23 protein-coding genes are annotated in these 25,367 nt (G+C 41.7%); 1 reads left to right on the forward strand and 22 read right to left on the reverse strand.

The features are described from left to right. Positions 1-158: 158 nt before the first annotated feature. The gene (locus J7E52_RS12050; protein WP_214746564.1) at positions 159-605 is read right to left on the reverse strand and encodes a MarR family winged helix-turn-helix transcriptional regulator; all 447 of its coding nucleotides are present in this window, start codon (positions 603-605) and stop codon (positions 159-161) included. A 120-nt stretch (positions 606-725) separates the two neighbouring features. On the opposite strand from J7E52_RS12050, the gene J7E52_RS12055 reads away from it, so the two are divergent. Next, on the forward strand, positions 726-1,913 hold the full coding sequence (locus tag J7E52_RS12055) for an MFS transporter (protein ID WP_214746567.1): 1,188 nt from the start codon (positions 726-728) through the stop codon (positions 1,911-1,913). A gap of 203 nt (positions 1,914-2,116) precedes the next feature. On the opposite strand, the gene J7E52_RS12060 is transcribed toward J7E52_RS12055, so the two are convergent. From J7E52_RS12060 to J7E52_RS12160, 21 genes are all read right to left on the reverse strand, one after another. After that, entirely contained in the window at positions 2,117-2,374 is a 258-nt protein-coding gene (locus J7E52_RS12060; protein WP_214746570.1) for a hypothetical protein, read from the reverse strand. 175 nt (positions 2,375-2,549) lie between these two features. Further along, the gene (locus J7E52_RS12065) at positions 2,550-3,593 is read right to left on the reverse strand and encodes an oxidoreductase (RefSeq protein ID WP_214746573.1); all 1,044 of its coding nucleotides are present in this window, start codon (positions 3,591-3,593) and stop codon (positions 2,550-2,552) included. Positions 3,594-3,638: 45 nt separating this feature from the next. Then, the gene (locus J7E52_RS12070; RefSeq protein ID WP_214746576.1) at positions 3,639-4,067 is read right to left on the reverse strand and encodes a DUF1801 domain-containing protein; all 429 of its coding nucleotides are present in this window, start codon (positions 4,065-4,067) and stop codon (positions 3,639-3,641) included. Between the two features lie 357 nt (positions 4,068-4,424). Then, on the reverse strand, positions 4,425-5,900 hold the full coding sequence (nagE, locus tag J7E52_RS12075) for an N-acetylglucosamine-specific PTS transporter subunit IIBC (RefSeq protein ID WP_214746579.1): 1,476 nt from the start codon (positions 5,898-5,900) through the stop codon (positions 4,425-4,427). Between the two features lie 178 nt (positions 5,901-6,078). Then, positions 6,079-7,317 (reverse strand): exo-beta-N-acetylmuramidase NamZ family protein, encoded by a 1,239-nt coding sequence (locus tag J7E52_RS12080; protein WP_396020270.1) that lies wholly within the window; start codon positions 7,315-7,317, stop codon positions 6,079-6,081. 13 nt (positions 7,318-7,330) lie between these two features. Beyond that, positions 7,331-9,268 carry a glycoside hydrolase family 3 protein gene (locus J7E52_RS12085; RefSeq protein WP_483861536.1) on the reverse strand — a complete coding sequence of 646 codons (1,938 nt, stop codon included), beginning with the start codon at positions 9,266-9,268 and terminating at the stop codon, positions 7,331-7,333. 215 nt (positions 9,269-9,483) lie between these two features. After that, the gene (locus J7E52_RS27280) at positions 9,484-10,494 is read right to left on the reverse strand and encodes a MupG family TIM beta-alpha barrel fold protein (protein ID WP_214746585.1); all 1,011 of its coding nucleotides are present in this window, start codon (positions 10,492-10,494) and stop codon (positions 9,484-9,486) included. Then, positions 10,491-11,861 carry a PTS transporter subunit EIIC gene (locus tag J7E52_RS12095; protein WP_214746588.1) on the reverse strand — a complete coding sequence of 457 codons (1,371 nt, stop codon included), beginning with the start codon at positions 11,859-11,861 and terminating at the stop codon, positions 10,491-10,493. The genes J7E52_RS27280 and J7E52_RS12095 overlap by 4 nt, the downstream gene beginning before the upstream one ends. 21 nt (positions 11,862-11,882) lie before the next feature. Continuing rightward, the gene (locus tag J7E52_RS12100; RefSeq protein ID WP_101221915.1) at positions 11,883-12,740 is read right to left on the reverse strand and encodes a MurR/RpiR family transcriptional regulator; all 858 of its coding nucleotides are present in this window, start codon (positions 12,738-12,740) and stop codon (positions 11,883-11,885) included. Positions 12,741-12,752: 12 nt separating this feature from the next. Continuing rightward, positions 12,753-13,661: an N-acetylmuramic acid 6-phosphate etherase gene (gene murQ, locus J7E52_RS12105; protein WP_214746857.1), complete on the reverse strand. Its 909-nt coding sequence runs from the start codon at positions 13,659-13,661 to the stop codon at positions 12,753-12,755. Positions 13,662-13,934: 273 nt separating this feature from the next. Next, positions 13,935-15,116: an ABC transporter substrate-binding protein gene (locus J7E52_RS12110; protein ID WP_214746591.1), complete on the reverse strand. Its 1,182-nt coding sequence runs from the start codon at positions 15,114-15,116 to the stop codon at positions 13,935-13,937. Positions 15,117-15,138: 22 nt separating this feature from the next. Beyond that, on the reverse strand, positions 15,139-15,846 hold the full coding sequence (locus tag J7E52_RS12115) for an ABC transporter ATP-binding protein (RefSeq protein ID WP_214746594.1): 708 nt from the start codon (positions 15,844-15,846) through the stop codon (positions 15,139-15,141). Then, positions 15,839-16,603 (reverse strand): ABC transporter ATP-binding protein, encoded by a 765-nt coding sequence (locus J7E52_RS12120; protein WP_214746598.1) that lies wholly within the window; start codon positions 16,601-16,603, stop codon positions 15,839-15,841. Before J7E52_RS12120 ends, J7E52_RS12115 begins: the two co-directional genes overlap by 8 nt. A gap of 2 nt (positions 16,604-16,605) precedes the next feature. After that, positions 16,606-17,601 (reverse strand): branched-chain amino acid ABC transporter permease, encoded by a 996-nt coding sequence (locus J7E52_RS12125; protein WP_396020272.1) that lies wholly within the window; start codon positions 17,599-17,601, stop codon positions 16,606-16,608. A 1-nt stretch (position 17,602) separates the two neighbouring features. Then, positions 17,603-18,466, reverse strand: coding sequence for a branched-chain amino acid ABC transporter permease (locus tag J7E52_RS12130; RefSeq protein WP_214746601.1), 864 nt, complete (start codon positions 18,464-18,466; stop codon positions 17,603-17,605). A gap of 1,055 nt (positions 18,467-19,521) precedes the next feature. Beyond that, entirely contained in the window at positions 19,522-21,219 is a 1,698-nt protein-coding gene (locus tag J7E52_RS12135; protein ID WP_286197693.1) for a sigma-54 interaction domain-containing protein, read from the reverse strand. A 129-nt stretch (positions 21,220-21,348) separates the two neighbouring features. Continuing rightward, on the reverse strand, positions 21,349-21,750 hold the full coding sequence (locus J7E52_RS12140; protein ID WP_214746604.1) for a MaoC/PaaZ C-terminal domain-containing protein: 402 nt from the start codon (positions 21,748-21,750) through the stop codon (positions 21,349-21,351). Continuing rightward, the gene (locus J7E52_RS12145) at positions 21,747-22,199 is read right to left on the reverse strand and encodes a MaoC family dehydratase N-terminal domain-containing protein (RefSeq protein WP_214746607.1); all 453 of its coding nucleotides are present in this window, start codon (positions 22,197-22,199) and stop codon (positions 21,747-21,749) included. The genes J7E52_RS12140 and J7E52_RS12145 overlap by 4 nt, the downstream gene beginning before the upstream one ends. An 18-nt stretch (positions 22,200-22,217) precedes the next feature. Further along, positions 22,218-22,982 carry an SDR family oxidoreductase gene (locus J7E52_RS12150; RefSeq protein ID WP_214746609.1) on the reverse strand — a complete coding sequence of 255 codons (765 nt, stop codon included), beginning with the start codon at positions 22,980-22,982 and terminating at the stop codon, positions 22,218-22,220. Positions 22,983-23,002: 20 nt separating this feature from the next. After that, positions 23,003-24,178 carry an acyl-CoA dehydrogenase family protein gene (locus tag J7E52_RS12155; protein WP_214746613.1) on the reverse strand — a complete coding sequence of 392 codons (1,176 nt, stop codon included), beginning with the start codon at positions 24,176-24,178 and terminating at the stop codon, positions 23,003-23,005. Positions 24,179-24,204: 26 nt separating this feature from the next. Continuing rightward, the gene (locus J7E52_RS12160; protein ID WP_214746616.1) at positions 24,205-25,356 is read right to left on the reverse strand and encodes an acyl-CoA dehydrogenase family protein; all 1,152 of its coding nucleotides are present in this window, start codon (positions 25,354-25,356) and stop codon (positions 24,205-24,207) included. Between the last annotated feature and the right edge of the window lie 11 nt (positions 25,357-25,367).

A 25,367-nucleotide genomic window follows, 5' to 3' on the forward strand; every position in this document is an offset into this window, starting at 1 on the left:
TAGTGGATTTCTTACATCATATAATTGAATGACGTTTATACTCGTAATTTTTTTAATTATTCTGATAATTACTCTTAAAAACAGTGGAATTCACTGTTTTAATAAATATATAGTGCTTCTTCTTTCTATTATAATGGAAACTGTACACGTCAGGAAGACTATATTTTATTCTCTATGCGTGACGAGACATGTTCGGTCAGTTTCCCAACGATTTGTTTGAGCCGTTCCGTTTCCTCTTCATTTAGGACGCTATAAAAGTCACGAAAGATTTTGGCAACACACTTTTTGATGGAATGATAGGTTTCCCTTCCCTTTTCGGTGGACTGGATAAAAACGACCCGCCGATCATCCTCACTGTGTACCCGCTCAATCAATTTCTTCCGTTCAAGCCGGTCAATTAGTGCAGTCCCTGCTGCAGGTTTGATCTTCAAATGATTCGAAACATCTTTAACAGCTATGGATTCATTCAAGACTATTAATTGCAATGCGTGATACTGTACAGAAGTTATATCAAATTTAACCAATGACGGTTCCACCAATTCCTGTGAGAGGCTGCTTAGTTCCTTGATTTCTAGATGTAAATTATACAGTTCACTTGAATGCATGTTTGACAATCCTTTCTTATTGACACTATCTATCTAAAACTATAACATAATTAACGTATCAAAAAATTAACCATGCGAATTAAATTGGTTATTGATTTTTAAAGAGAGAGAGGCTGTCCCATGTCAGCAGAACAACGCAAAAAGATCATTATCCTCATGATCAATATGTTTATAGCAATAGGAAGTTTCGGTATCATCATACCCATTTTACCAGCATACCTGGCCTCCATTAATCAAGGCGGAACCGCCGCTGGCCTAATGATCGCCATTTTCGCAGGTGCACAACTTATCTTTTCGCCAATTGCCGGAAAATGGACGGACCAATACGGGCGCAGAAAAATGATTATTTATGGATTGGTCGGTTTGACATTATCCATGTTTATTTTTTATGCAGTCAATTCCATTTGGTTATTGTATGCTTCACGTATCATCGGCGGGATCGGGGCAGCTTTGCTTATACCCGCAATTTTTGCTTATGTAGCCGATATAACCACATTTGATCAACGCGCAAAAGGCAATAGTTTAGTATCTGCCGCCATGTCCCTCGGAATTGTAGTCGGTCCGGGAATTGGAGGATTTTTAGCTGACTTTGGCTTGAAGTTTCCCTTTTTGATTTCTGCGCTTGTATCCCTATCAGCAGTGGTATTTTCGATATTTGTTTTAAAAGAAAGCGAAACGGCACAGGTTCCACATTCCATGGATGCAAAAAATGAAACGATGATTCGGAAGATTGTCTTATCCGTAAAAATGCCCTATTTCATCCCACTCATCATTACTCTTGTAATGAGCTTTGGCTTAATGGCATATGAATCTGTAATTGGTCTTTATCTTGATAATCAATTCAATTCAAGTCCTAAGGACATCGCCGTCATGGTTACAGCCACCGGTATCGTCAGTGTAATTGTACAACTGTTTGTCGTCGACCGGATCGTACAACGTTTCGGGGAAGTGAATATTCTGAATATCTTTATCAGTGTTGCAGCAATCGGTTTCCTCCTATCACTTTTTGCTTCAAGTTACCTGATTTTCTTTTTAATTTCGCTTATCATCTTCCTATCCACTTCCATCTTGCGTCCAGTTCTTAACACACTGATTTCCAAGATGGCAGGAAATGAGCAGGGCTTTGCAATGGGTATGAATAATGCGTATATGAGCATCGGAAATGTGCTCGGACCCACACTTGCCGGAATGATGTATGATGTCCACATTACCTATCCGTTCATGTTGGGCCTTATCCTTTTATTCATTACTTTGATGATTACAATGGCTTGGCAAAAGCGATCTCTTCATGCTAAGGCATTATCCTAGAGCTTAAAAGGCATTTCAAGTTTCATGACTTAACAAAACCCCCGAGTAGTAGCCGCTATTCGGGGGTTTTCATTATGATTTTTATATCAATTGAAATCCTCCAAAACCGCATATTCACGATTAAAACGTTCAAATTTGCCGAGTCGAATCTCACGAGTAATACTTCTCTCGAGTATTCGCTCCAATTTCATGCCGGAAACTGCTCAAAAATTTTGCGTAACAGTCGAATTCACGAGTATTTGCTTCGAATTCACGAGTAAATGGACGAATCTCACGAGTATTTGCTCCATTTTCACGAGTAAATCGTACGAATTCACGAGTAAATGGACGAATCTCACGAGTATTTGCTCCAATTTCACGAGTAAATCGTACGAATTCACGAGTAACGTTTCCAATTCTCGGATATTCGCTCCATTTTCATGCGAAAGCAGCTCAAAATCTTGCGTAACAGTCGAATTCACGAGTATATGCTTCAAATTCACGAGTAAATGCTTTAATTTCTGGAGTATTTGCTCCTATTGCTCCTTAAGTTTATGATTTTGTTTGACCAAAATAAAAAGCGACCTTATTTCCATGAATAAGGCCGCTTATCATTCAGTTTTTCTCATTTATATTGTTATAAGGGGAAAATGAATTTCATTTAATATAAACTGCTTTTTTCCCTTTACTGCTTTCAAATGCCGCATCAATGATTTTAATGACCGATAATCCCTCTTGGGCGGTTACTGGAGCTTTTTTCCCGCTCAATATACTATCGGCAATTGCCTGATAATACGTTAAATAAGATCCATGCAGTGTTTCAATGGTTTCATGTATCTCATTTTCTCCTTCAACCGTAACCAGCTTACCATATAATTCGGGATCATCTGCACCCCAAGAGTCATCCATCGGTTTTTTTCCCTCACTTAGGGCTGCCTCTTGGCAGTCAAGTCCGTACTTGATAAATGTTCCTTTACTTCCATGCACCTGATAGCGCGGTCCATTAAACGGAACGATTGAGCCTGAATGCAATATAACTCTCAGCTTTTCATATCCTAATATCACATGGAAATAATCATCCGTTTCTGCATTTTCTTTTTGCGAAAATACATCTGCCCAAACGAATTGCGGCAACCCGAACAAATGCAGTGCTTGATCGATGAGATGTGACCCTAAATCATAAAGCATACCTGATCCCGGGCCTGGTTTTTCCCTCCATCTATCCCTGACCACAGGCCGGTATCGATCATAATGGACTTGGTATGTATTGATTTCCCCAAGCACTCCATCATCCATAAGTTTTTTCACGGTCAAAAAGTCATTATCCCATCTCCGGTTATGATAGACACTTAATAGCAGATTCTTTTCCTCGGCAATCTTAATGAGCTCCTCAGCCTCCCAAGCTTCCACTACCATCGGCTTTTCGAGGATGACATGCTTCCCGGCTAACAAGCTTTGCTTGGCCATTTCATAATGCAAACCGCTCGGTGTCGTAATAACAGCCAAATCAATGGACGGGTCTTCAAGAATTTCCTCTAAGCTGCTTACCACTTCCACATCTTTCAAATCTTTTTGGACTTTTTCCTTATTGGAGCTGACAACTTTCGCTATTTGAAACTGCCCTAGAACACTAAGTAATGGCGCGTGAAAAGTAGCTCCTGACAATCCGTACCCAACTATGCCCACTTTAATTTTTCTCATTTTCGTTCCCACTCGCTTTCTTGTTCCTCTTAAACATACATTTTATTATATTTCATTATCCGGGTATGTATCTCTCAAGAACTTGACAGACTGATTAATCAATTCTTTCAATACATTAATATCGATATCTGCCACTTTATTGATGTACACACACCCTTTTCCGGAAGTGTGTTTTCCAAATGCCTGTAACAATTCTTCCCTTTTTTTGTCCCCTGGGGAGAAATATAAACTGATTTTTGCTTTTCGAGGCGAGAAGCCCACCAGAGGGGCATCGCCTTCGTGACCTGATTCATATTTATAATGATAGGTACCGAACCCTATGATGCTCGGTCCCCACATCTTTGCGTCATAACCTGTCGTATTGGTGAAAACATCCAACAACTCATATGCATCTTCACGTTTTTTCGGATTATCGACGTTCTCAATGAACTCAATGACACTACTGTCAGTTTCTTTGGTTTTTTGTTTATACATGGCCGGAACCTCCCCTATACTAAAAGGTTGAAAAATGCAAAAGATATCCTTTGCTCAAAACTTAGTACACTATATGAATAGTGTTTTTAGATTAACGTGTATGTATACAGCCTTCATCACCGATGAAATCCTGACTATCAATGATTGACGGACGGGCTTCATTACTAATTCTCCAAGCTTCATGGCAAATCCTTCATTCAATACCCTTATATATTATAGAACATTGATTCGTTTTATTCTATTTTAAGAGCAGAGTTTATAAAGGTAAACCTTTTGCGCGTTTAATATCAGTCCTTTATCATAAAAATCTCTACGATCAGAAAATCTAATCCTGATCGTAGATTTTTAGTGTATCAGCTATTGCCGCCGGATCTTTTCAATTTCATCAGCTATGAATTGTACCTGTGTCCCTACGATGACTTGAATGCTTTGGGGACCCACGATATTGATTCCAGCAACCCCTGTTGATTTGATTTTATTCTGATCGACAGCTCCCATATTTTCCACTTCAACTCTTAAACGGGTTACGCAGTTATCTACAGATGATACGTTGGCGTCTCCGCCTAACCCCTCATAAATAGCGGAAGCCATTCCAAAGAATTTACTCTCATTATCCCCGTCTTGACTGCTGTCTGTCTCCGCAATCGCTCCTCCGCCATCAAGCTCATCTTCTGAATCATCTTCTCTGCCGGGAGTCATTAAATTGAATCTTGTTATCAAGAATCGGAATAAGAAATAGTATATGACAGCAAAAGCCAGTCCTTGAAGAAGCAGCATATAAGGTTCATTTGCCAGTGGCAATCTTGAACTTAATACAAAGTCAATGAATCCTGCACTAAAACCAAACCCTGCTGTCCATTGGAAAGTCGCAGCAATAGCTAATGATATTCCTGTTAATAAGGCATGCACAACAAATAGGGCTGGTGCAACAAACATGAAAGCAAATTCCAACGGTTCAGTGACGCCTGTGAAAAATGATGCGAAACCGGCTGCGAGCATTAATGAGGCCACTTGTTTTTTCTTTCGTGATTTTGCTGAATGGTACATGGCAAGAGCCGCTGCCGGTAAACCGAACATCATGACGGGAAAGAATCCGGCTTGATACATGCCTGTGGTTCCTTTTATTCCTGTTCCAGCCCAGAATTTACCGATATCGTTAAGGCCTATTACATCGAACCAGAATACGGAGTTTAACGCATGGTGTAAACCTGTTGGTATCAAAAGCCGATTGAAGAATCCATAGAGTCCTGCTCCAGCAGCACCTAATTCACTTATTCCTTCCCCAAATATAACTAACCAGGAGTAGATGAGTGGCCATACGAAGAATAATATAAGAGAAACCAGTAACATTACAACCGCAGTAAGGATCGGGACAAGGCGTTTACCGCTAAAGAAAGCGAGTGCATCCGGCAGCTCGACCTTACTGAACCGATTATACATTGCTGCCGCTATAAGGCCCGAGAGGATTCCGACAAATGCATTTTCTATTTTCTCAAAAGCTGGATTTACCTCTTTTGCATCAATTCCCTGCAGCATCGCCACCGAGTCCGTGGAAAGCAATGTCGTTACGACTAGATAGGCTACCAGCCCGCTCAAAGCGGCGGCTCCATCTTTTCCTTTCGACATCCCCAACGCCACTCCAACAGCAAACAAGATAGCCATATTGTCAATGATCGAAGAACCTGCTTTTATTAAGAAAGCCGCTAACGGACTTCCCGCTCCCCATCCTGCTGGATCTATCCAATAACCGATCCCCATTAAAATGGCGGCTGCCGGCAATACGGCTACTGGCAGCATCAAGGAACGTCCAATTTTTTGAAGATATTTTTTCATTCCGCTTTCCTCCTGTCAATTACTGATTTAGGGCAAACCCCATATTCTATTAGACAACGGTTCCTTCCATTTTAGAACTTCATTTCATATATAATTCAGGAATAAAGTCTTAGCGATATACTCCTCCATCGAAAGTTCATAAAAAAAGAAAAGTCCAACCGGACTTTTCTTTTTTCACTTATTTATAGAGCAAGTAGTTTTTGCGAACCTTTTTAAAAGCATCCTGCTTTGCTTGATATTCTTTCATGATTTCATTTACTGATGAACCTTCTTCGATTCTTGACATTACCCAGCCATTGCCAATCAATAAATTGAAATTTTTGGCTGCAAGGAATTCGAAATCACCAGGATATAGATCCTGAATGGTCTTGATGATGTGAAGTCCAGTAGGGACAGCCTTGAATTCCTCTCTATCCGTTATATAAATTTCCACACCGTGGCTGAGTTTACCTGCATGTTTTGAAAATGTAGGTGTAAAGGAGGCTGCCCTGAATTTTACGCCAGGTAACCTTAATGCATTTAATTTCCCAGCAAGCTCATCACTGTTTATATAAGGAGCACCAATCAACTCGAATGGTTTAGTCGTTCCTCTGCCTTCCGAGACATTCGTTCCCTCGATCAAGCCTGTAGCCGGATATACGAAAGTAGTTGAAACGGCCGGCATGTTCGGTGACGGCAAGACAAAAGGGAGACCAGTATCGTCATAATCCATATCTCGCTTCCAGCCTTTCATCTTGATGACCTTTAGATCTGCACCAATTTTAAATTCCTTATTGAATAAAGTGGCGAGTTCCCCAACAGTCATCCCATGCTTTAGCGGTATTGGGTACAATCCAACAAACGATGAGAATTCAGGTTCAAGTACCGGCCCATCTACCGACTCCCCGCCTTGTGGGTTCGGCCGATCCAGCACGATAAAAGGGATATCATTTTCTTTGGCTGCTTCCATTGCATATGCCATCGTGTAGATATAAGTGTAATAGCGTGTTCCGACATCCTGGATATCAAAAACAAGGACCTCAACATCCTTTAACATTTCAGGCGTCGGTTTTTTCGTTTTTCCATATAAGCTATAAACGGGCAACCCTGTTTTTTCATCAATATAATATTCAACGCTTGCACCAGCTTGCGCATCTCCACGCACTCCATGTTCAGGACCAAATAACGCTGTCAAATTAATGTCCGGATCATCATGAAGTAGATCGACGATGCTGGTTAATTTTGAATCGATGCCAGTTGGGTTCGTAATCAAGCCGACTTTCTTTCCGCTTAACACGTTCTTTTCTTCTTTTAAAAGGACTTCAATACCGGGACTGACCTTTTGTTTTTTCTTCTCTTTAACAGCGGTTACACTTTTTGAGGAAACGATGCCGAAAGTCAACAGACAAATGGTAAATAGGATTATCATTCTTTTCAAAATGCTTCCCTCCCTATTTTTTTATGGGTCTTCCAGATTTAATATCTAATCCATATCCAAATTTATAAAGACTTTCAGCGGGCTTAGTTACTGATGGTATATCGACCGGCAACGTCCCTTTAGGTTTTGATTCTCCAAAAATGGTCGAGATGCCTGCCGGGATATTTGGCTGTCTATAACGCCCATTCGAATACCCTTTGAACCCGTAAACAGCAAGAACCGCTTTTGCTTCTTCAAAGTTTGCAACATCATAAGGGTTTCTTAAACTCATTAAAACAAATTCTTTATCTTTCTTCTTAGCATGATTCATGACCGCCCTAGGGAAGGCTGTTGCCCACTTCGACGAATCTTTAATGCTATCATCTATCACTCCATCCTTGACAGCCGGATCGTTTTTGACAATATAGGAACCAGTTATGACAAAGTCCGATTCATCAATGAGTCTGGCCACTTGATTTGAAAATGACTTTCCTGAAAAACTCATGCCCGTTATTTGGACTTTCTTGATTTTCTTTTTATCAGCTAATTCGCTGATGCTCCTGGACATGGATTCAACTTGCTCATCAAAAGGAGCAAGAATTAAAACTTTATCATTTTTCTTAGGTTTGAAAGGCAATGTTTTGTCTTCATTTTTCAAAAGAGTGATGGCATCTTCCGCGATTTTCCTTTCTTTATTCAAATGATCTTCATTCCCGACCACTTTAAGCGCGGTTTCGATTTTTTTATCGATTGGAGTATCATCAGGGTTTAACATCCCTCTCTTCACTTTCAGTTCAAGTATCCTCGTTACAGATTGATTGACTTGACCTAGAGGAATTTCCCCACTTTCCACTGCTGCCTTCACTGCATTGAATACAGAGGTTATATTCTTTTCCATTTGAAGCGAATTAACCTGTGCAGGCATCAGTGCAATATCAACGCCAGATTTCAGGGCAAGGACCACAGCTTCTTCCTGTCCGAAGTTGTCCGCGATGGCTTTCATATTCAATGCATCTGTAACCACAACACCGTCAAAACCCATTTCTTCACGTAATAGACCCGTGATGACCTTATGTGACAACGTTGCAGGAACCATAATTTCTTGACCGTCTTTCTTACTGATATACTTAGTGTCATCGAATGCAGGAAATTGAACATGTGCAGTCATCATCATATCAACTCCAGCATCGATGGCCCTTTGGAAAGGAACCAACTCGATGGAACGCAAACGTTCTTTATCATGAGAAACAAGGGGGAGACCATAATGACTATCGACTGCTGTATCTCCGTGGCCGGGGAAATGCTTGGTCGTCGCTATCATGTTCTGATTTTGCAATCCTTTTATGGTCTGAATGCCAAGCTTTGATACAAGTTCCGGATCAGAACTGAAGGAACGAACGCCAATAACAGGATTTCCGGGATTATTATTGACATCGACAGACGGCCCGAAATTGACATTTATGCCAAGTGACGACAGTTCCTTGCCAATGATTTCTCCAGATTGATAAGCATAACTCTCTTTTCTGGCTGCACCAAGTGCCATATTACCAGGAAGGTTCGTTCCAGTTTGAAGGCGAGTTACGATTCCCCCTTCCTGATCAATCGTTATGAACAGCGGAAGGTCCGGGCTTGCCATCTGCAAACCATCGGTCAGCCGAACCGTTTGTTCGGTATCGACTACATTCTCAGCAAACAGAATCACACCGCCCAGATGATATTTTTTGATGATGCTTTCAACTTCTGAGTTCATTTCAATAAACCCCGTCGCCTTCGCTTCTCCTTGTTTTTGCCAATTACGAAAATCCGGCATGAGCATTTGACCGACTTTTTCATCGACTGTCATGTTTGCTACGATTTCCTGAATATCCGCTACCGTTTTTTCAGCCTCTGATCCTTTAGCTGTCGCATTCCCTCCCAGAACGGATAAAACCAAAAATAATGCGATTCCAGCAGGGGCACATATCCTTTTTATCAATTTAGGCTTCCTCCCTTGTATACTTTTTAGTTCTGTTAGCAGCAATTCCATATCCACTTCCATGAAGGGGTAAAAACGAATAGAAAAGAACTATATAGATCCTATAAAGAAATCAAGGCAGCATTGGGAATCCCGTCAGCCGCCTATTTTAACAAGCCATCATGAAATCTATCCATTTATCCATGTATATTTGATTCATAGAGCCCAAATGGTCACTCAATTATAAGTTTTACCGTTTGACCAGGATTTAGAAGGGACAGCAAGGGAATATCTTCTTCTATAACTCGCCCTATCACATTAACTCGGTGATTTGCCCCTAGGTCTCTCTTGCAAATTTGGACCTCTCCCCGATATCTTCCGTAAGCATCATTGTCCATCGTTATGGATCCAAGGCTGCGTGCAACTGTATTACTCGGCTCAACATTTGCTGTAACCCGGGTATTCTGCAGACGGAAAACATATTGAGAAACATCTGGCCTCAATTTGTACTGACCGCTTTGCAAGAGTCGGGATTCTGCTCTAACAGTTAGAATATTTAGATTTTTATAGGCAGTCAGATTCTCAAGCAGATTATTCTCCGTTCCTTGATCTCCAACGTAAACTCCATCCACATGCTGAAACAGCTCGATACCGGCAGCGTATGGATTCATCAACCTGTGTTTTTCAAGCGTTGGAAGACCCTCATGAATTGGGCCGCGTTTACTTCCTGCACCCGGGATGAAAGCAAAGATCGGTATGCCGTATTTCTTGAACATTCGATTTTGTTCATGAAAGAATTCTTCCTCAAGGCCCGTTTCAGGCCTTGGATAAAAGTTGTGCCAAGCTATCAGATTTTCCGGTTCCACACCGCCCCCAAGCACGGCTAAAAGTTCATCTTCATTCAACGTACTTGCATTCAGTGAGAGTGAAAACACCTTAGATAAAGATATGTGCGTTTCTTTATCAAACCCATCATCAAGGCGAATACCTTTAATACCTAATGGCCATAAATCCGTAAATTTGCTAATTCCCAAATGATCAAGCGTGTTTAATGAAACATCTGCATGGATTTCCATTCCGTAGGACTCTGAAAGCTTTAAAAGCCTGATCATCCTCTTCACGAGGTCACCCTTTTCTTCAGGAATATGAAGTGAGGTAAATGCTCTCTTCACTCCCAGGTTAGCAGCATGTATGATTTGTGTTTCTGCATGCGGGTCTTGAAGATAAAAAGAGATTCCGATCACTTGAATTCAACCGCCATTTCATCTTTAAATCCAAACAGGTACGTAAAAATAAATCCTGCTATATAGGAAATGAACAACCCAGCGAGGAACAGAGCGATTTGGTTTGGATGAACTAAAAAGGTAAGCGGCAGTCCGGATACACCGATGGACGACGTTGCGATTCCGAATTGAGCTTGGAATGCTCCACCTACTCCTGCACCTAAACATGCCGTTAAGAAAGGCCGGCCCAATGGCAGGGTCACTCCAAATATAAGAGGTTCGCCAATACCCAGCATCCCGGAAGGAAGGCCTCCTCCGATTGCTCTCTTCAAACTTGCTTTCTTCGTTTTCATATAGATGGCAAATGCCGCTCCCACTTGGCCCGCGCCACCCATCGCCAAAATGGGAAGCAGTGGATCATCTCCAATCGAATTTATCAATTCTAGATGGACAGGCGTTAAACCTTGATGTAAACCGGTAATGACGAGAGGGAGGAAGGCCGCACCAAGCACGAATCCAGCTACAACACCGTCGAAATCCAAAACATTCAATAACCCAGTCGTAATGGCATCCGATAAAAACCCTCCTACCGGCATAAATACAATGTAAGTGACAATCCCAGTAATGAGTAAAGCGATGGTTGGCGTCAAAATGATATCCAGTGATTGAGGAATGAATTTCCTTACCTGTTTTTCCACCAATGCTATGAAGATAGCGGCAAAGAGGACTCCTATCAACCCACCGCGGCCAGGAAGCAAATTTTCACCGAACAATGAAATGTCGCCGACGGCGGGATTGATGACCAAGATACCTGCAAGTGCACCAAGTGCAGGTGATCCACCGTATTCTTTTGCTGCATTGGTCCCAACCAAAATCCCCAAGTAGGCAAACAGCCCCGATCCGATAACTGTTAAGATGATAGCTAATTGTGATTCTGCTGCTAGCCAGCCTGCTTGAACGATCGCTTTTGTAATACCGGTAATCAAACCTGATGCCACTAAGGCGGGAATTAAAGGGATGAAAATACTTGCAATCCTGCGTAAAAAAAGTTTAAAAGGCTTTGCGTTTTTCCTATCAATCTCTGATTTATTCTTCGAGGCTACTTCTTTTAAGTTCAAATTGCCTGAAGAATCTTCCAGAAGCTTTTCAAATTCTGTATGAACCTTGTTCACCAAGCCTGGCCCGAGGACGATTTGTATCGTTTCCTCTTCAATGACGCCAAAAACGCCTTCCGTATTTTTTATATCTTCCATTTTTACTTTCGAACGATCGATCGGCAGTACCCTTAGTCTGGTCATACAATGTGCAGCATCGGCAACATTTGATGCCCCGCCTAATTTCCCCAATAACTCTTCTGCTAAACTGGCGTACTTATCCCCCTTAGCCATTCAAAAGCCCCCTTTGTCAAATCATTTATATCGATCTGTCATCGATTTAATGGCAGACCTGGTGTTATCAATATATTGGACAGTCTCTTCATATTGCTCTGAAGCCATCCCCAAAAACAAAATGTCAATCATATATAATTGTGCCAATCGTGAGGATGTTGCTGCACTTCGAAACGGTGCTTCATTCGAAAAGGATGTATACAGTGTGGCGTCACATAAAGAAGATACCGTTGTTTGGCCATAATGAGTCAGCCCGATTGTCTTGACTCCACGTTCTTTTGCCAGCTTCAATATATTGACAACTTCAGGTGTTTCCCCTGAGAATGAAATGGCAAAAACGATGTCATTTTCATCAGCATTTGCAATCAGTGTTGCAACTAAATGCATATCTGTAAAAGCGGTTGCCCCTTTATTGATACGAAGTAATTTTTGCTGAGCGTCAGCAGCAACTATATTCGAAGCACCCACTCCGCAAAAGTGGACGGTTTTAGCATTCAGCATCAGCGTTATCGCATGTTTGAGATTATCGTGATCGATTATTTCAGATGTGTCCCGAATGGTCTGAATTGAATTACTCGTTGTTTTCTCCACAATCCGATACAGTGATTCGGAAGGCTCGATATCCCGGTATCCCTGTTCAACGGTCTTCATCAAATCTCCAGCAATCCTTATTTTCAGATCTTGAAATCCTTTTATCCCAAGCGATTTACACAACCTTATTACAGCTGCCCCGCTTGTTTGGGCAGACGTACTTAATTCCTGTACAGTGCTGTTCACAACTTCATGAGGATTCTTTAGAATATATTCTGCTAGTTTTTGTTCAGATTGCGGCAGCTTGCTCAACATCGTCTGTATGATGGATAATCCTCCTGTAGCCATTGCGTCCCCTCCTTAATCTTTATAGATCGAGATGGCTTTTCTGACATCTCCATCAGCATTTTCCAGTAACTCCATTGCTTTTTCATAATCTGTTGCCGTTTTTATCATGACAATCGCTGGCTTAACTTGATTATTTGCCTTTTCAAGCGTATTCAATGCTTGATCATAGTCAGCATTCGTTACGGTTTCTATGATGCTTATTGCACGGTCCTTCAGTTTTTGATTACTGACATTAACATCTACCATCAGATTTTCATAGACTTTTCCCAACCGGATCATGGTTGCCGTTGAAATCATATTGAGTACCATTTTATGTGCGGTTGCCGCTTTCATTCTCGTGGATCCTGTTAACACTTCCGGCCCGACAATCACTTCAATCCCTATATCAGCCGCTTCTGTGATGCTCGCGTTTTTATTGCATGATAAAGCGACCGCTTTAGCCCCGACTTTACTTGCATAGCGTAAAGCGCCCTTCACATAAGGGGTACGGCCGCTTGCCGCAATGCCAATAACCGTATCATTTGCTGTAAGTTCCACGTCAATCAGATCACATTCCCCAAACTCTTCTTTATCCTCTGCACCTTCAACAGCCCGAACAAACGCCTTTTCCCCTCCTGCGATTATTCCCAGCACCCTATCAGGTGGTGTGCTGAAAGTCGGGGGACATTCCACGGCATCCAGAACACCGAGTCTTCCGCTTGTTCCTGCCCCGATGTATATGAGTCTCCCTCCTTTTTTTAACGATTCGCAAGCCCATTCAACCACCGTTTCAATCTCTGGCAATACCTCCTGAACCGCTGCTGCCACTTTAAAATCTTCTTTATTAATTGCAGAAATGATTTCCATCGTATTTACACTGTCGATATTCATCGTCTTTTCGTTTCGTAATTCAGTCGTTAATGAACGCAGATGTTCTTCCATAGACAATTAAATCCTCCTATAAACAATTACTTAAATATAATTTCATTTTTTAATAGAAAATAATGAAATTATATTTCATATTATATTCAATGATAGCGTTTTCATTACTCGAATACAAGATATTTTTGAGAATTTTGCCCCCCCGAGATTTTTTCAACAATAAAAAAACGTGTACCGTCCCCAAACTTGGGTACGATACACGCACAAGTAAATAACAAAATGCTAAACTAGCATACTACACCGGCCCCGGGATACCTGCATCCCTTTACCCAGTTAACGGATAGGGACTACTTTCCCGTTTTCTACTGCACCGACAACAATGGTTGATGCAAATCCTCCATTTTCATCAATCGAGGGAATATCGTATATTTTTTGATCTGGCCCTATATTTGAAAGTCCATCTTGCATATGTTTACGGATGGCCTTGGCATCATCAACGCTGCCTGCAGATTTCATCGCTTCCACAAACGCATACATGGCGATATAATTCAATCCTACTTCTGAGCTTGGATCTTCCTTATAATTCTTTTGATATTTCTCAACGAAAGCAGGTACTGCTTCTTCATCTGAGTCCATCAGTGGCAGAACGCCAATCGAGCCTTCCAATGTTTCATATGACCCTGCAATCGGCTTCATTTGATCCAGCTTTGCTTGATCCATGATGATGAAACCGCCCTTAAATCCTAGCTCCCGTGCTTGCTTCGCTACTTTTGCCGTAGGTTCGGAAGCACCACCGATAAATAGCACATCAGGATCTTTTTTCAAGGCATTGGTGACAATCGTAAAGAAATCGGTTTCTTTGGCGAAATCAATCGAGGAATTATAAACGACTTTTCCGCCTTGCTTTTCCCAATGTGGAAGCACGGCTTCCGTCCAGTCTTTACCGTATTGCGAAGATGTTGGCAAAGCGGCAATCTTCTTGCCGAAATGTTCCATTGCATATGTTGTAAAAGGTTCGATATACCCCTCGTAATTCGGTGGAATTCGAACGGTTAATGAATTTCCGCTCTCGGTCACTGCCGGCTCACTCGTATATGCACCAATGATGAATTCCTCTTGTTCATTAAAAACCTGAAGTGCCAGCACACCTCCGCTATGAGGCGTGAAAATGATCGGCGTATCATATTCCTGAATTAATCGTTTAGCATTCGACCCAGTTTCATTGGGTAGATATTTATCATCCAACGAAACTAGATTCAATGTGTATTTCTTACCATCCACTTCAAACCCACCGGCATCGTTAATTTCATTGACAGCCATTTCTACACCATTCAATGTCCGTTTCCCATATAACGCTGCTGCCCCGCTTAAAGGACCGCTAAAACCGATGTTAACCACATTTTCACTTTTGCCTTTACTGCCACTGCTTGACACAGGGCTATCCCCTTTATTGCACCCGGTCAACACAGTGATCATTAGCAGGAGAAAGACAAATAATACTTTCAGTTTTTTCATAAAAATCCCCCATTCAATTTTTTCAGGCCCCAATATACGCTTTCCTTACTTCATCATTGGCTAATAACTCACTTGCTGTCCCTTGAACGACAATTTCCCCATTTTCAAAAACATATCCTTTATCTGCAATGCCAAGAGCAGCATTTGCGTTTTGTTCAGCAAGCAGGACAGTGATTCCTTCGCGGTTTATTTCTTCAATGACCCGAAACATTTGTTCGACAATAAGTGGAGCGAGTCCCACTGAAGGCTCATCAAGCATCAACAATTTCGGTTTCGACATCAAAGCTCTTCCAATTGCGAGCATTTGCTGTTGGCCGCCACTCAGGCTTCCCGCCTCATCATGATGCTTTTCTTTTAAAATAGGGAATAAGTGATAGACGTATTCCAAGGAATCCTTGATTTCCGCTTTCTTCTTTCGATGCACATAAGCACCCATCCTCAGATTTTCCTGGACTGTCATCTGTGGAAACAGTTTACGTCCTTCGGCACACTGGACGATTCCCTCCCGAACATTCTTATCCGGGGCACGGCCCCCTATCGGCATGCCCAGAAAGTGAATTTCCCCCTTGGACAGCTTACTGATTCCGCTTATGGAACGAAAAGTCGTGCTTTTTCCTGCCCCATTAGCTCCTAACAAAACAACGATCTCTCCCTTGGCAACTTCGATATTCACATGTTTTATCGCAGTGAAACTCCCATAATTCACGGCGACATCTGTTAACTTAAGCACTGGCACTACCTCCCAAATAGGCTTTAATGACCGCTTCATTTCCGCGGATTTCCTTAGGTGTGCCCTCGGCAATTTTTTCCCCGTAATTAAGGACCATGATGTGATCTGCCAAGTTCATGATCATATGCATTTTGTGCTCGATCAAACAAACGGTCAGTCCCGATCGATTCAATTTTTTAATCAGTTCTGTCAAGCCTTCCGTTTCATCCGGGTTGATTCCCGCAGCAGGTTCATCAAGAAAGATAATTTCCGGCTCCGTCGCAAGGGCAAGGGCAATGGCTGTCCGTTTCTTTTCCTCCTGCGAGATGCTGGAGACCATTCTGTCAGCCGATTCCGTCAATCCAACAATATCAAGCACCTCCATTGCCTTATCCCTGCATGCCGCTTCCTCCCTTTTTAAACGTCTTGTTCTTAGAATGGCATCCATCAAATTGGATTTGGTTCGCAGTCTATGACCGACAATGACATTATCCAACACGGTAGATTGATCAAAAAGGCTTGTCGTTTGAAAGGTTCTTGAGATTCCGAGCCCCGCTATTTCATTGGCGGGAAGTTTGGTGATATCAATCCCTTTAAAAAGGACCGTCCCGGAAGTTGGTCGATGAAAGCCACTGATCAAGTTGAAAAAAGTGGATTTTCCTGCACCATTTGGTCCGATTATTGCATTGATTCTACCTTTTTCAATCTTAAAATCCACATTATTGACGGCCGCCAATCCTCCAAACCGCTTTGTCAAATTCTTAGTTTCGATTAGCAAATTCATCCCTCCTCAGCTTTTATGTGCATTTCGCTCCTCACCCTGGACAGTTCATTATCTTTTCGTTTTCTTTGCCGATCAAAGAAGGCCCCTGCAATTCCGCGCGGATAAAAGATAATGATCACCGTAAGCAATGGCCCGAATATCAACATTCGATATTCTTGAAGGAATTGCAGATTCTGCGAAAGGATTACTAACAATAACGTTCCTACCAACGGACCTGAAAGTGTCCCGATTCCACCAACCAATAAATACATCAATAGATCGAACATTATGGCAGTTGATCCGATATCAGGTCCAATGAAACGAATGAATGAAGCATACAAGGCACCTGCCAAACCTGCAAAGAATGTGGATAGGACAAATGCGGTTAACTTATTCTTCATTGTGGATATACCAATCGTTTGTGCAAGGTCCTCGCTGTTCCTGATGGCCATATACGTCCTGCCGGTCAACGAGCGTATAATTCGATACACGATTAAAATCACTGCAAGCAGGAAAATGAGGACTAAATAATATTGGGATGCTGCAGTATCGAATGTGATCGGCCCTATATTCCCAGGAGCAGGGATACCGATCAATCCCCTAACCCCCTCTGTAAGTCCCTCCCATTTATCGATGACCAGATATATGATGTAACCCACACATAGGGTATAAATCGCGAAAAAGTGTTCCTTTGTCCTCAGCGCGATCAAACCGATTAAAAACCCAATTGCACATGTGATTAAACATGCCCCTAGAAGTGCCAGCCAAAAGTTCATTCCCGCTTTTACGGTCAGGAGGCCAAGTGAATATGCTCCAATCGCAAAAAAACCAGCATGTGCAAGCGAAAGATAACCAGTATAGCCTGCTAATAAATTGATTCCATAAACAGCTATCGCCCAGATGAACGAAAGTGTCAGCATATGGAGATAATAGTCGTTTTGCGCGATAAAGGGGAATGAAAAAGCAAAGATGATAAGAGCGATAATCCCATTTCTTTTCGTTAATATCTTCACGCTACCTCTCCCCCTTTGCAAAAAGACCTGTTGGTTTCACCGTTAATATTACGACTAAAAGTATGAATGCAATGATGTCTTTATAATCATTTGAAATATAAGTTGCGCCAAGGCTCTCACTGAAACCTAGGATATATCCGCCTACGATCGCCCCCGGGATGCTCCCCATCCCGCCCAATATGATAATGACGAAGGCTTTTAGGATGACTAAATGGCCCATGCCGGGAAAAACAAGGTTAATCGGTGATGCAAGGGATGAAGCGATGGCTGCTAATCCACCCGATATCATGAAGGTGAGCATCGCGACTTTATTAATGTTGATTCCCACCAATGACGCACCTTCACGGCTTTGGGACATCGCTATTATCGTCGAACCGGTATAAGTTTTCTTTAGGAAAAGGTAAAGTAAAACCATCACTGCGATAGCTGACACGATTATCAATAATCGCTGAAGTGTGAACGTCAGTCCCAGGATATTGACGACTTGACCGTATGGAGAAGTCATTGTATGGAAGTCGGCACCCCAGACAAATTGGGCAAAAGCTTCAAGAAAAAGGAGAATGCCGATTGCTGCAATCTTATCGTGCAATGGAGGTGCCTCCCTTAACAGGCGGAACACGAAACGTTCCAAAAGGACTCCCAACAAACCAACAACGATAATGGATACGAACATGGCAATCCAGTAATTGACCCCATATAATGTCATCATTGACAACGTGATATATCCACCCAACATATATAGGGCACCGTGTGCAAAGTTCGGGATATGCAAAATTCCATATACTAGCGTCAATCCCAGGGCAACAAGACTATATACGCTGCCAATCGTCAAACCATTAAAAAGCTGCTGGATCAAAATTTCCATTTACTTCCTCCTTGATAATTATTGAATTTCACTTTGCTGCTATGTCCTTCACTGGCCTACAATCCTGTCCATATTTCTAAAGCATACATCTGCGACGAAACACACTTTCACTTATTCCTCCACGGTCTCAGCCTCTCCGGGAGGAACAGTAATTTAGTCGATCAATTCAAATAGGAACTGTTTGTTTTATGTCCCTATATTCTCCGCCTACAGATATAGATTAGGTGTAACGGAAAAAACCCTCGGTTGTTTGTTAGCGCTTTCATTTCTAATGACCACTTAATTCAATTGGATATCATCATAGTTTCCTTGACTCTACTTAAAGATTAAGTGGTATGTTGACAAGCATATGCTGTTTTTAGGGATAGCCAATGATTCCATCTTCTCTTTTATAACGGTTTACCCATGGTAATCGTCTGGATCATTCACTCCTTCCACACCTCTAAAGGACCATTACGTAGATTAATTTCCTGTATATAAATGCAAGTGCCGTGCCAAACATTAAATCACCATCAATACGACTATTCACCTGTCTGTTAATTCATTATTGAATTGTAAGAAATCAAAAGTATCGGTTCCATACGGCATGTCCTTCATTCACTATTGACTGAAAAAATCATTTCTGAATCAATTAAAAAATTAAATGAATACATAAAATGAAAAACATCCAAAAACCACCTTCACAACAACAATCCTTTCTTGCAATAGCAGGTAATCTTCTGGATAATTTAAAACCCTACCTTGATCTTGCTAACACGATAATATTTTTCCTTATTTATTTGAATATTAGAAAAAAAATAAAGATATATTTTGAACAAGAACTGAATAACAATCTATAAAATGATGAAGCATTTCCTTCCATCCTGTCTACTAGATAGCAAGTCACCCATCTTTTGAGATGGATATACCTACATTCCTTTCATCTGAATTTATTTAATTTTCCTCCTTCAAAGTACTTAACCCCATGTAATTCGCCTATCGTATATTAATAGTCAAAAAAACAGCACCTCCATTGTTGGATAATGTCCAACAATGGAGGTGCTGTTCATACTTACCTATTCTTTTCCACTGACCTTTAATCGATATTTTTTAAGTTTCCTTACAATTGTTGCCTGACTGGAATCAAGGGCTTCTGCGATTTCATATGTAGTTTGGTAGGTTTGGGCCGCTTTCGTCAGAATTTCCTTTTCGGCCCTTTCCACCGCTTCTTTTAAAGTTAGGGTAGCATTGAGGTTCGGCTGATTCCGATTTTCCGGCTGATATTCTTCCGGAAGGTCGTTAATCGATAATATTTGATTATCCGTAAGCACGACGAGCCTTTCCACTATATTAATCAATTCACGGACATTTCCTGGCCAATCATGTTGATAAAAATATTCCTTCAACCGCGAATCTATTTCTTTTGAGAATTTATATTGTTCGTTTGCCTTTGTTAAAAATAAGTCAGTCAATGCCAAGATATCCTCTCTTCTTTCCCTAAGAGGAGGAATTGTAATCGGAATGACATTCAGCCTATAAAAGAGGTCTTCACGAAAATCACCCGATTTGACCATTTCCGATAGATTTCGGTTCGTGGCTGCTATTATGCGAACATCAATTTTCTTTGGCTTTGTACCTCCGATTCTTTGGATCTCCCTTTCCTGAAGGGCTCGAAGCAGCTTCACCTGAAGCTGCAGGGGAAGCTCACCGACTTCATCCAGGAATAAGATCCCACTCTCTGCCAGCTCAAACATCCCTGGTTTGCCTTTTTGATTGGCTCCGGTAAATGCCCCTCCTTCATATCCAAAGAGCTCGGATTCCAATAAATCAGCAGGTATTGCCCCACAATTTATTTTGATGAAATCCCCTTTTTTAGATCGGATGCTCCGATTATAAATATTGCGGGCAAGGACATCCTTTCCAACACCCGTTTCTCCCAGAATGAGTACGGTCGCATCGATATCCGATATTCTTTCAGCAATTTCATAAATCATTTTCATTTTATCACTGACAAATACGACTCCATCCTTGCTTGTTATCTTCCGCAGTTTCTCGATTTCCTGCTTATATTGATTATTCAGTTCATTAACTTTCGTCAACTCATGCATCAGTTCATTTAAATCGGATAAATCCCTTATATTCGTAACGACTTGCTCTATTTCCCCTTCTGCATTAAAAACGGGACTTCCTGTAATCAATGTTTCCTTTCCAGCAAAATTATCCTGTACGACTGATACCGTTCGTCTCAGCTTCACTACCTTATGTGTCACCGAAGCATTCAAGATGCCGCGTTTTATCAATTGGTCCACCGACTTGCCGATATAATACTCTTTTGGTATGCCAGTGATCCGTTCAATTGCCGAATTGGTATAAAGCGTGATTCCATCTTGATCCGTGATGTAGATCCCATCATAGGAATTTTCGATAATGGCATCCAGTGCGCGATTCAGTTTATCCGATTCATGAGCATCACTCAATAAATCATCCAAAAATTCTGTTTCACTGCCTATATATAGAATATTGTCAGCATCCATTTGTTTCATTAATAAAAATAAATAACGCTTATCATGCAGCCTTGCAGCTGCAAGCCTTTTATTATCGAGAAATTGCCACTCATCGAATTGTTCGTTTAGTGTATTATTACCATCCTGACTTAACGATTGATTAAAATAGTTACCCCAATCTTTTATCCGATTTGCAGAATCCACGACTAGTGCAGGAAAGGTCCACTCTTTGAACAAATTAATCTGAGAATCCTGTTTCACTTGATTCATTACTATTCACCGCCGCAAAAAGAATTCTTTTTAAGTACAATTCTGGATAAATTTCGAAACTCCTTTAAAATTGTCGAATTTCGCTCCTAAAAAAAGTAGTGATGAAATAATTTTCATCACTACTTTCCCTCAGTAAGTCTTAAAAATAACTTCTCCACTGATCGCTTCCTTACCTGACTGGTTAGTGGCCGCTACGTTGAAAAAATATCTATCCCCATTTTTTTCTTTTAGATCCGCTTGAAGAGTTATGACATCATTTAAGAAAATCATACCTTTGAAACGAATCTTGTATTCTTCGATAAAACCAATTTCATAAAGATTACTGAAAAGCTTTGCGAGGTTTCCCATCGTCCACATTCCATGTGCGATGATACCGGGGAGACCAGCATTTTTTGCTTCCTCATCAATCGTATGAATGGGATTGAAATCACCTGATGCGCCGGCATATTTAATGAGGTCCAATCGCGTTACAGGTGCAAGCTCGATGGAATGTAACGAGTCACCAATATGAAGTTCGGTTAATGTCGTCACTTACTCATCACCATCCTTCTGATCGTTTCATTTATAATGACAAGCTGTTCAGCAGTGAAGACAATTTCCCCATTTGCATCCGTTCCATAATTTTTAAAGGCTAGAAATCCCATTTCCCCTTGTTTCCCTTTTTTCTCATAATAGTCTTTCACTTCCGTATAACAGGTGATTTCTTCTCCTACCTTCAGCGGCCTGTTATAGCGATATATCTGCTCACCGTGAATCAACCCTTTATTCGGGAGATTTAAGCTTTCTATCGTCCCATAATCAAAGACCCTTGGGAAAGTTGGTGGAGCGATATTCGTTCCGTACCTTGATTGTCTGCCTATTTCTTCATCCATGAAAATCGGATGGGGATCACCAATCGATAATGCGAATTTTTTAACGGCTCCCCGTTCAACTATATTTTTAACGGGGGTGGATCGTTTTCCAATACTTTCGTTGAACATAACATCCCGCCTTTTCCCTTAATTTTTTGGACCGCCCGCAACATATAAAACCTGCCCGCTAATGAATGAGGATGCTTCATCGGCAAAGAACGCAACAGCATGAGCAATATCACTTGGCAAACCGCTTCTGGCAACAGGAATACTGTTTGCCCTATCCTGGATGAATTGCTCAAAACTCACTCCCACCCGCCTAGCTGTTTCTTTCGTCATTTCGGTTTCGATAAAACCTGGTGCGACCGAATTAGCCGTTATCCCATATTTGCCAAGTTCAATCGCCAGTGTTTTTGTTAACCCCTGAAGCCCGGCTTTAGCGGCTGAATAATTAGCCTGCCCGCGGTTCCCGAGGGCCGAGGTGGAGGATATATTGATGATCCTTCCGTATTTATTTGCAACCATATGCTTCTGGGCGGCACGTACTGCATTGAAAGTACCTTTTAAATGCACATCCATTACCGTCTGCCAATCTGAATCGGTCATTTTAAAAAGTAGATTATCTCTGATGACCCCAGCATTATTCACGAGAATATCAAGCGATTCGAAGGTGTCGGCTATTTCTGTTATGGATGCTTCCACCTCTTCGGAATTGACCACATTGGCCACTTTCGTAAAAATGGTATAACCCTTATCCCTTAATTCATTTCCTGTTGATGTCAAAACCTCTTCGTTGATATCGATAATCGCTACGTTTGCGCCTTCACTGGCAAATAATTCGACGATCGCCCGGCCAATCCCCCTGCTTCCGCCTGTAACTAAAGCCGTTTTCCCTGAAAATCTCCCTGTCATAATCGTTTCCTCCTAATCTATTATAAGAATTGTCCTAGTTTAACATGCCCTTTAATCAAATTGCGGGAAATGATCATACGCTGTATTTCATCCGTACCATCATAAATCCTCCAAAGCCTAGCCTCGCGGTACCAACGTTCGATGGGAAGCTCCTTCGTATAGCCCATGCCACCGTGTATCTGCAATACGCGATCAACGACCCGATTTCCCATATTGGCTCCATAGAGTTTGGCCATTGAAGCTAAATGGCGATTGTCTTCTCCATTATCAAGTGTAAAAGCAGCATTCAATACAAGCCATCTTGCTGCTTCGATCTCGACAGCCGAATCAGCTATCTGCCATTGAATGGCCTGGCGCTCCGCGATCGGTTTACCGAATGTGACTCGTTCTTTAGCGTATTCTATAGCCATTTGCAGCAACCTTTCTGCAGAACCGACAGCGCGTGCGCCCACGATCCATCTTGCAAACCCTATCCATTCCAAGCCTAGTTTATAACCGCCATGCACTTCCCCTAAGATGTTTTCTTCGGGTACCCTGACATTATCAAAAACTAATCCGGCCGGCCCCCATTCTCCCATCGTATTGATATACTCTGATCTCCAGCCCATATCACGGTCTACAATGAAACAGGTTACCCCTTCCGTTCCGGTTGCTTGATGACGTTTTTTGTCGGTTACAGCAATGACCATGACGAAATCGGCATCATTTCCTCCTGTAATGAAAGTTTTTTCACCGTTAAGCACCCATTCGTTCCCATCTTTTACTGCCGTCATTTTAATATTTCGCGTATCGGACCCTGCTCCCGGCTCCGTCATGGCAAAACAGGACTTTTTCTCACCGTTAATCGTAGGGATCAGATATTTCTGTTTCTGTTCCTCATTTGCATAATAAAGTATGTTATCAGCCGAACCTCCAAAGCTGAATGGTACAAACGTTTTTGATACTTCCATCAAGACAATTGCCATCATAAGCTGCCCTAAGTCTGCCCCGCCAAATTCTTCCGGAGTATTGATGCCCCAAAATCCAGCTTTTTTTGCTTTTTCCTGTAAATCTTTCAATGTCCCCTCCGGCAAACTAGGTTTTCCTGCCATTTCATTGCGAAGCACTTCATTTTCCAAGGGAATCAATTCATTTTCCACGAACTTGCGTATTGTTTTTTGTACCATTTTTTGTTCATCCGATAGTCGTAAATCCATTTTAACCCCTCCGCTTTCCAATTAGACTAGTTTTGGTATTTTCTCTTCAATTGTCCGGTAATGATATTTTTTTGGATTTCGGACGTGCCTTCATATATTCTAGTGATTCGGGCATCCCGATAAAAACGTTCAATTGGATAATCCTTCATGTATCCCATCCCGCCATGAATCTGAACGGCCTTATCAGCGATACGATTATATACTTCCGAACCATACAACTTAAGCATTGCCGCTTCTTTAATGATTTTTTCTTTCTGATCGACCATCCATGCGACCCTGTATGTGAATGAGCGAAGTGCTTCTATTTCCATTGCCATCTCGGCAATCATATGGGATACGGCTTGATGATCAATGATCGGGACATTGAATTGTTCACGTTCAGTAGCATACTTAGTAGATAGATCGAGCAGGTATTGACAGGACCCCAAATTACGTGCGGCAAGGCCTGCCCGGCCATTTGCAAGGATCTTCAATGCATTTACATACCCTTGGCCAACGTCCCCCAGTACATTTTCGGCAGGAACCTCGCAATCTTCAAAAACCAATTCGGCCGAATGTGAGCCTCGAAGTCCCATCTTCCTTTCCAGGCTACCGACTCTAAAACCCGGAAAATCCTTTTCTACTATGAATGAGGTGATTCCTTTCGCCCCTTTATCTTTGTCCGTTACGGCCATAACTGTAAAAATATCTGCTACATCTGCATTCGTTATATAATGCTTAGTCCCATTTAGAACATATTTATCCCCATTTTTGACAGCCGTCATTTTGAGATTCGTAGCATGTGACCCCGCTGCAGGCTCAGTTAAAGCAAAAGCGCCAATTCTATTACCGCTTGCCATATCTGGTAGATACTTTTCCTTTTGCATTTCATTGCCCATTTCAACTATCCCTACCGTCCCTATGCCGGTGTGGGCCCCAATCAGGGTGGTATATCCATTATGTGTTTTGCCGATTTCCTCATATAAAGCACATTTTCCCACCATCCCGATTCCGAGCCCGCCATACCTTTCCGGGATACTAAGTCCGAATAGCCCGATTTCCTTCGATAAATTTATGATCGATTCCGGGATATGATCTTCATCCTCTATCTGCATGGAAAATGGATCGATTTGCTCTTCGATAAACTGGCGTATATTTTCTTTTAATAGCAGGATGTCTTCATCTAAGCGAAAGTCCATTTGAATTCCCC

This window comes from Bacillus sp. ISL-34 (genome assembly GCF_018613325.1).
Classification (GTDB): Bacteria; Bacillota; Bacilli; order Bacillales; family DSM-1321; genus Peribacillus.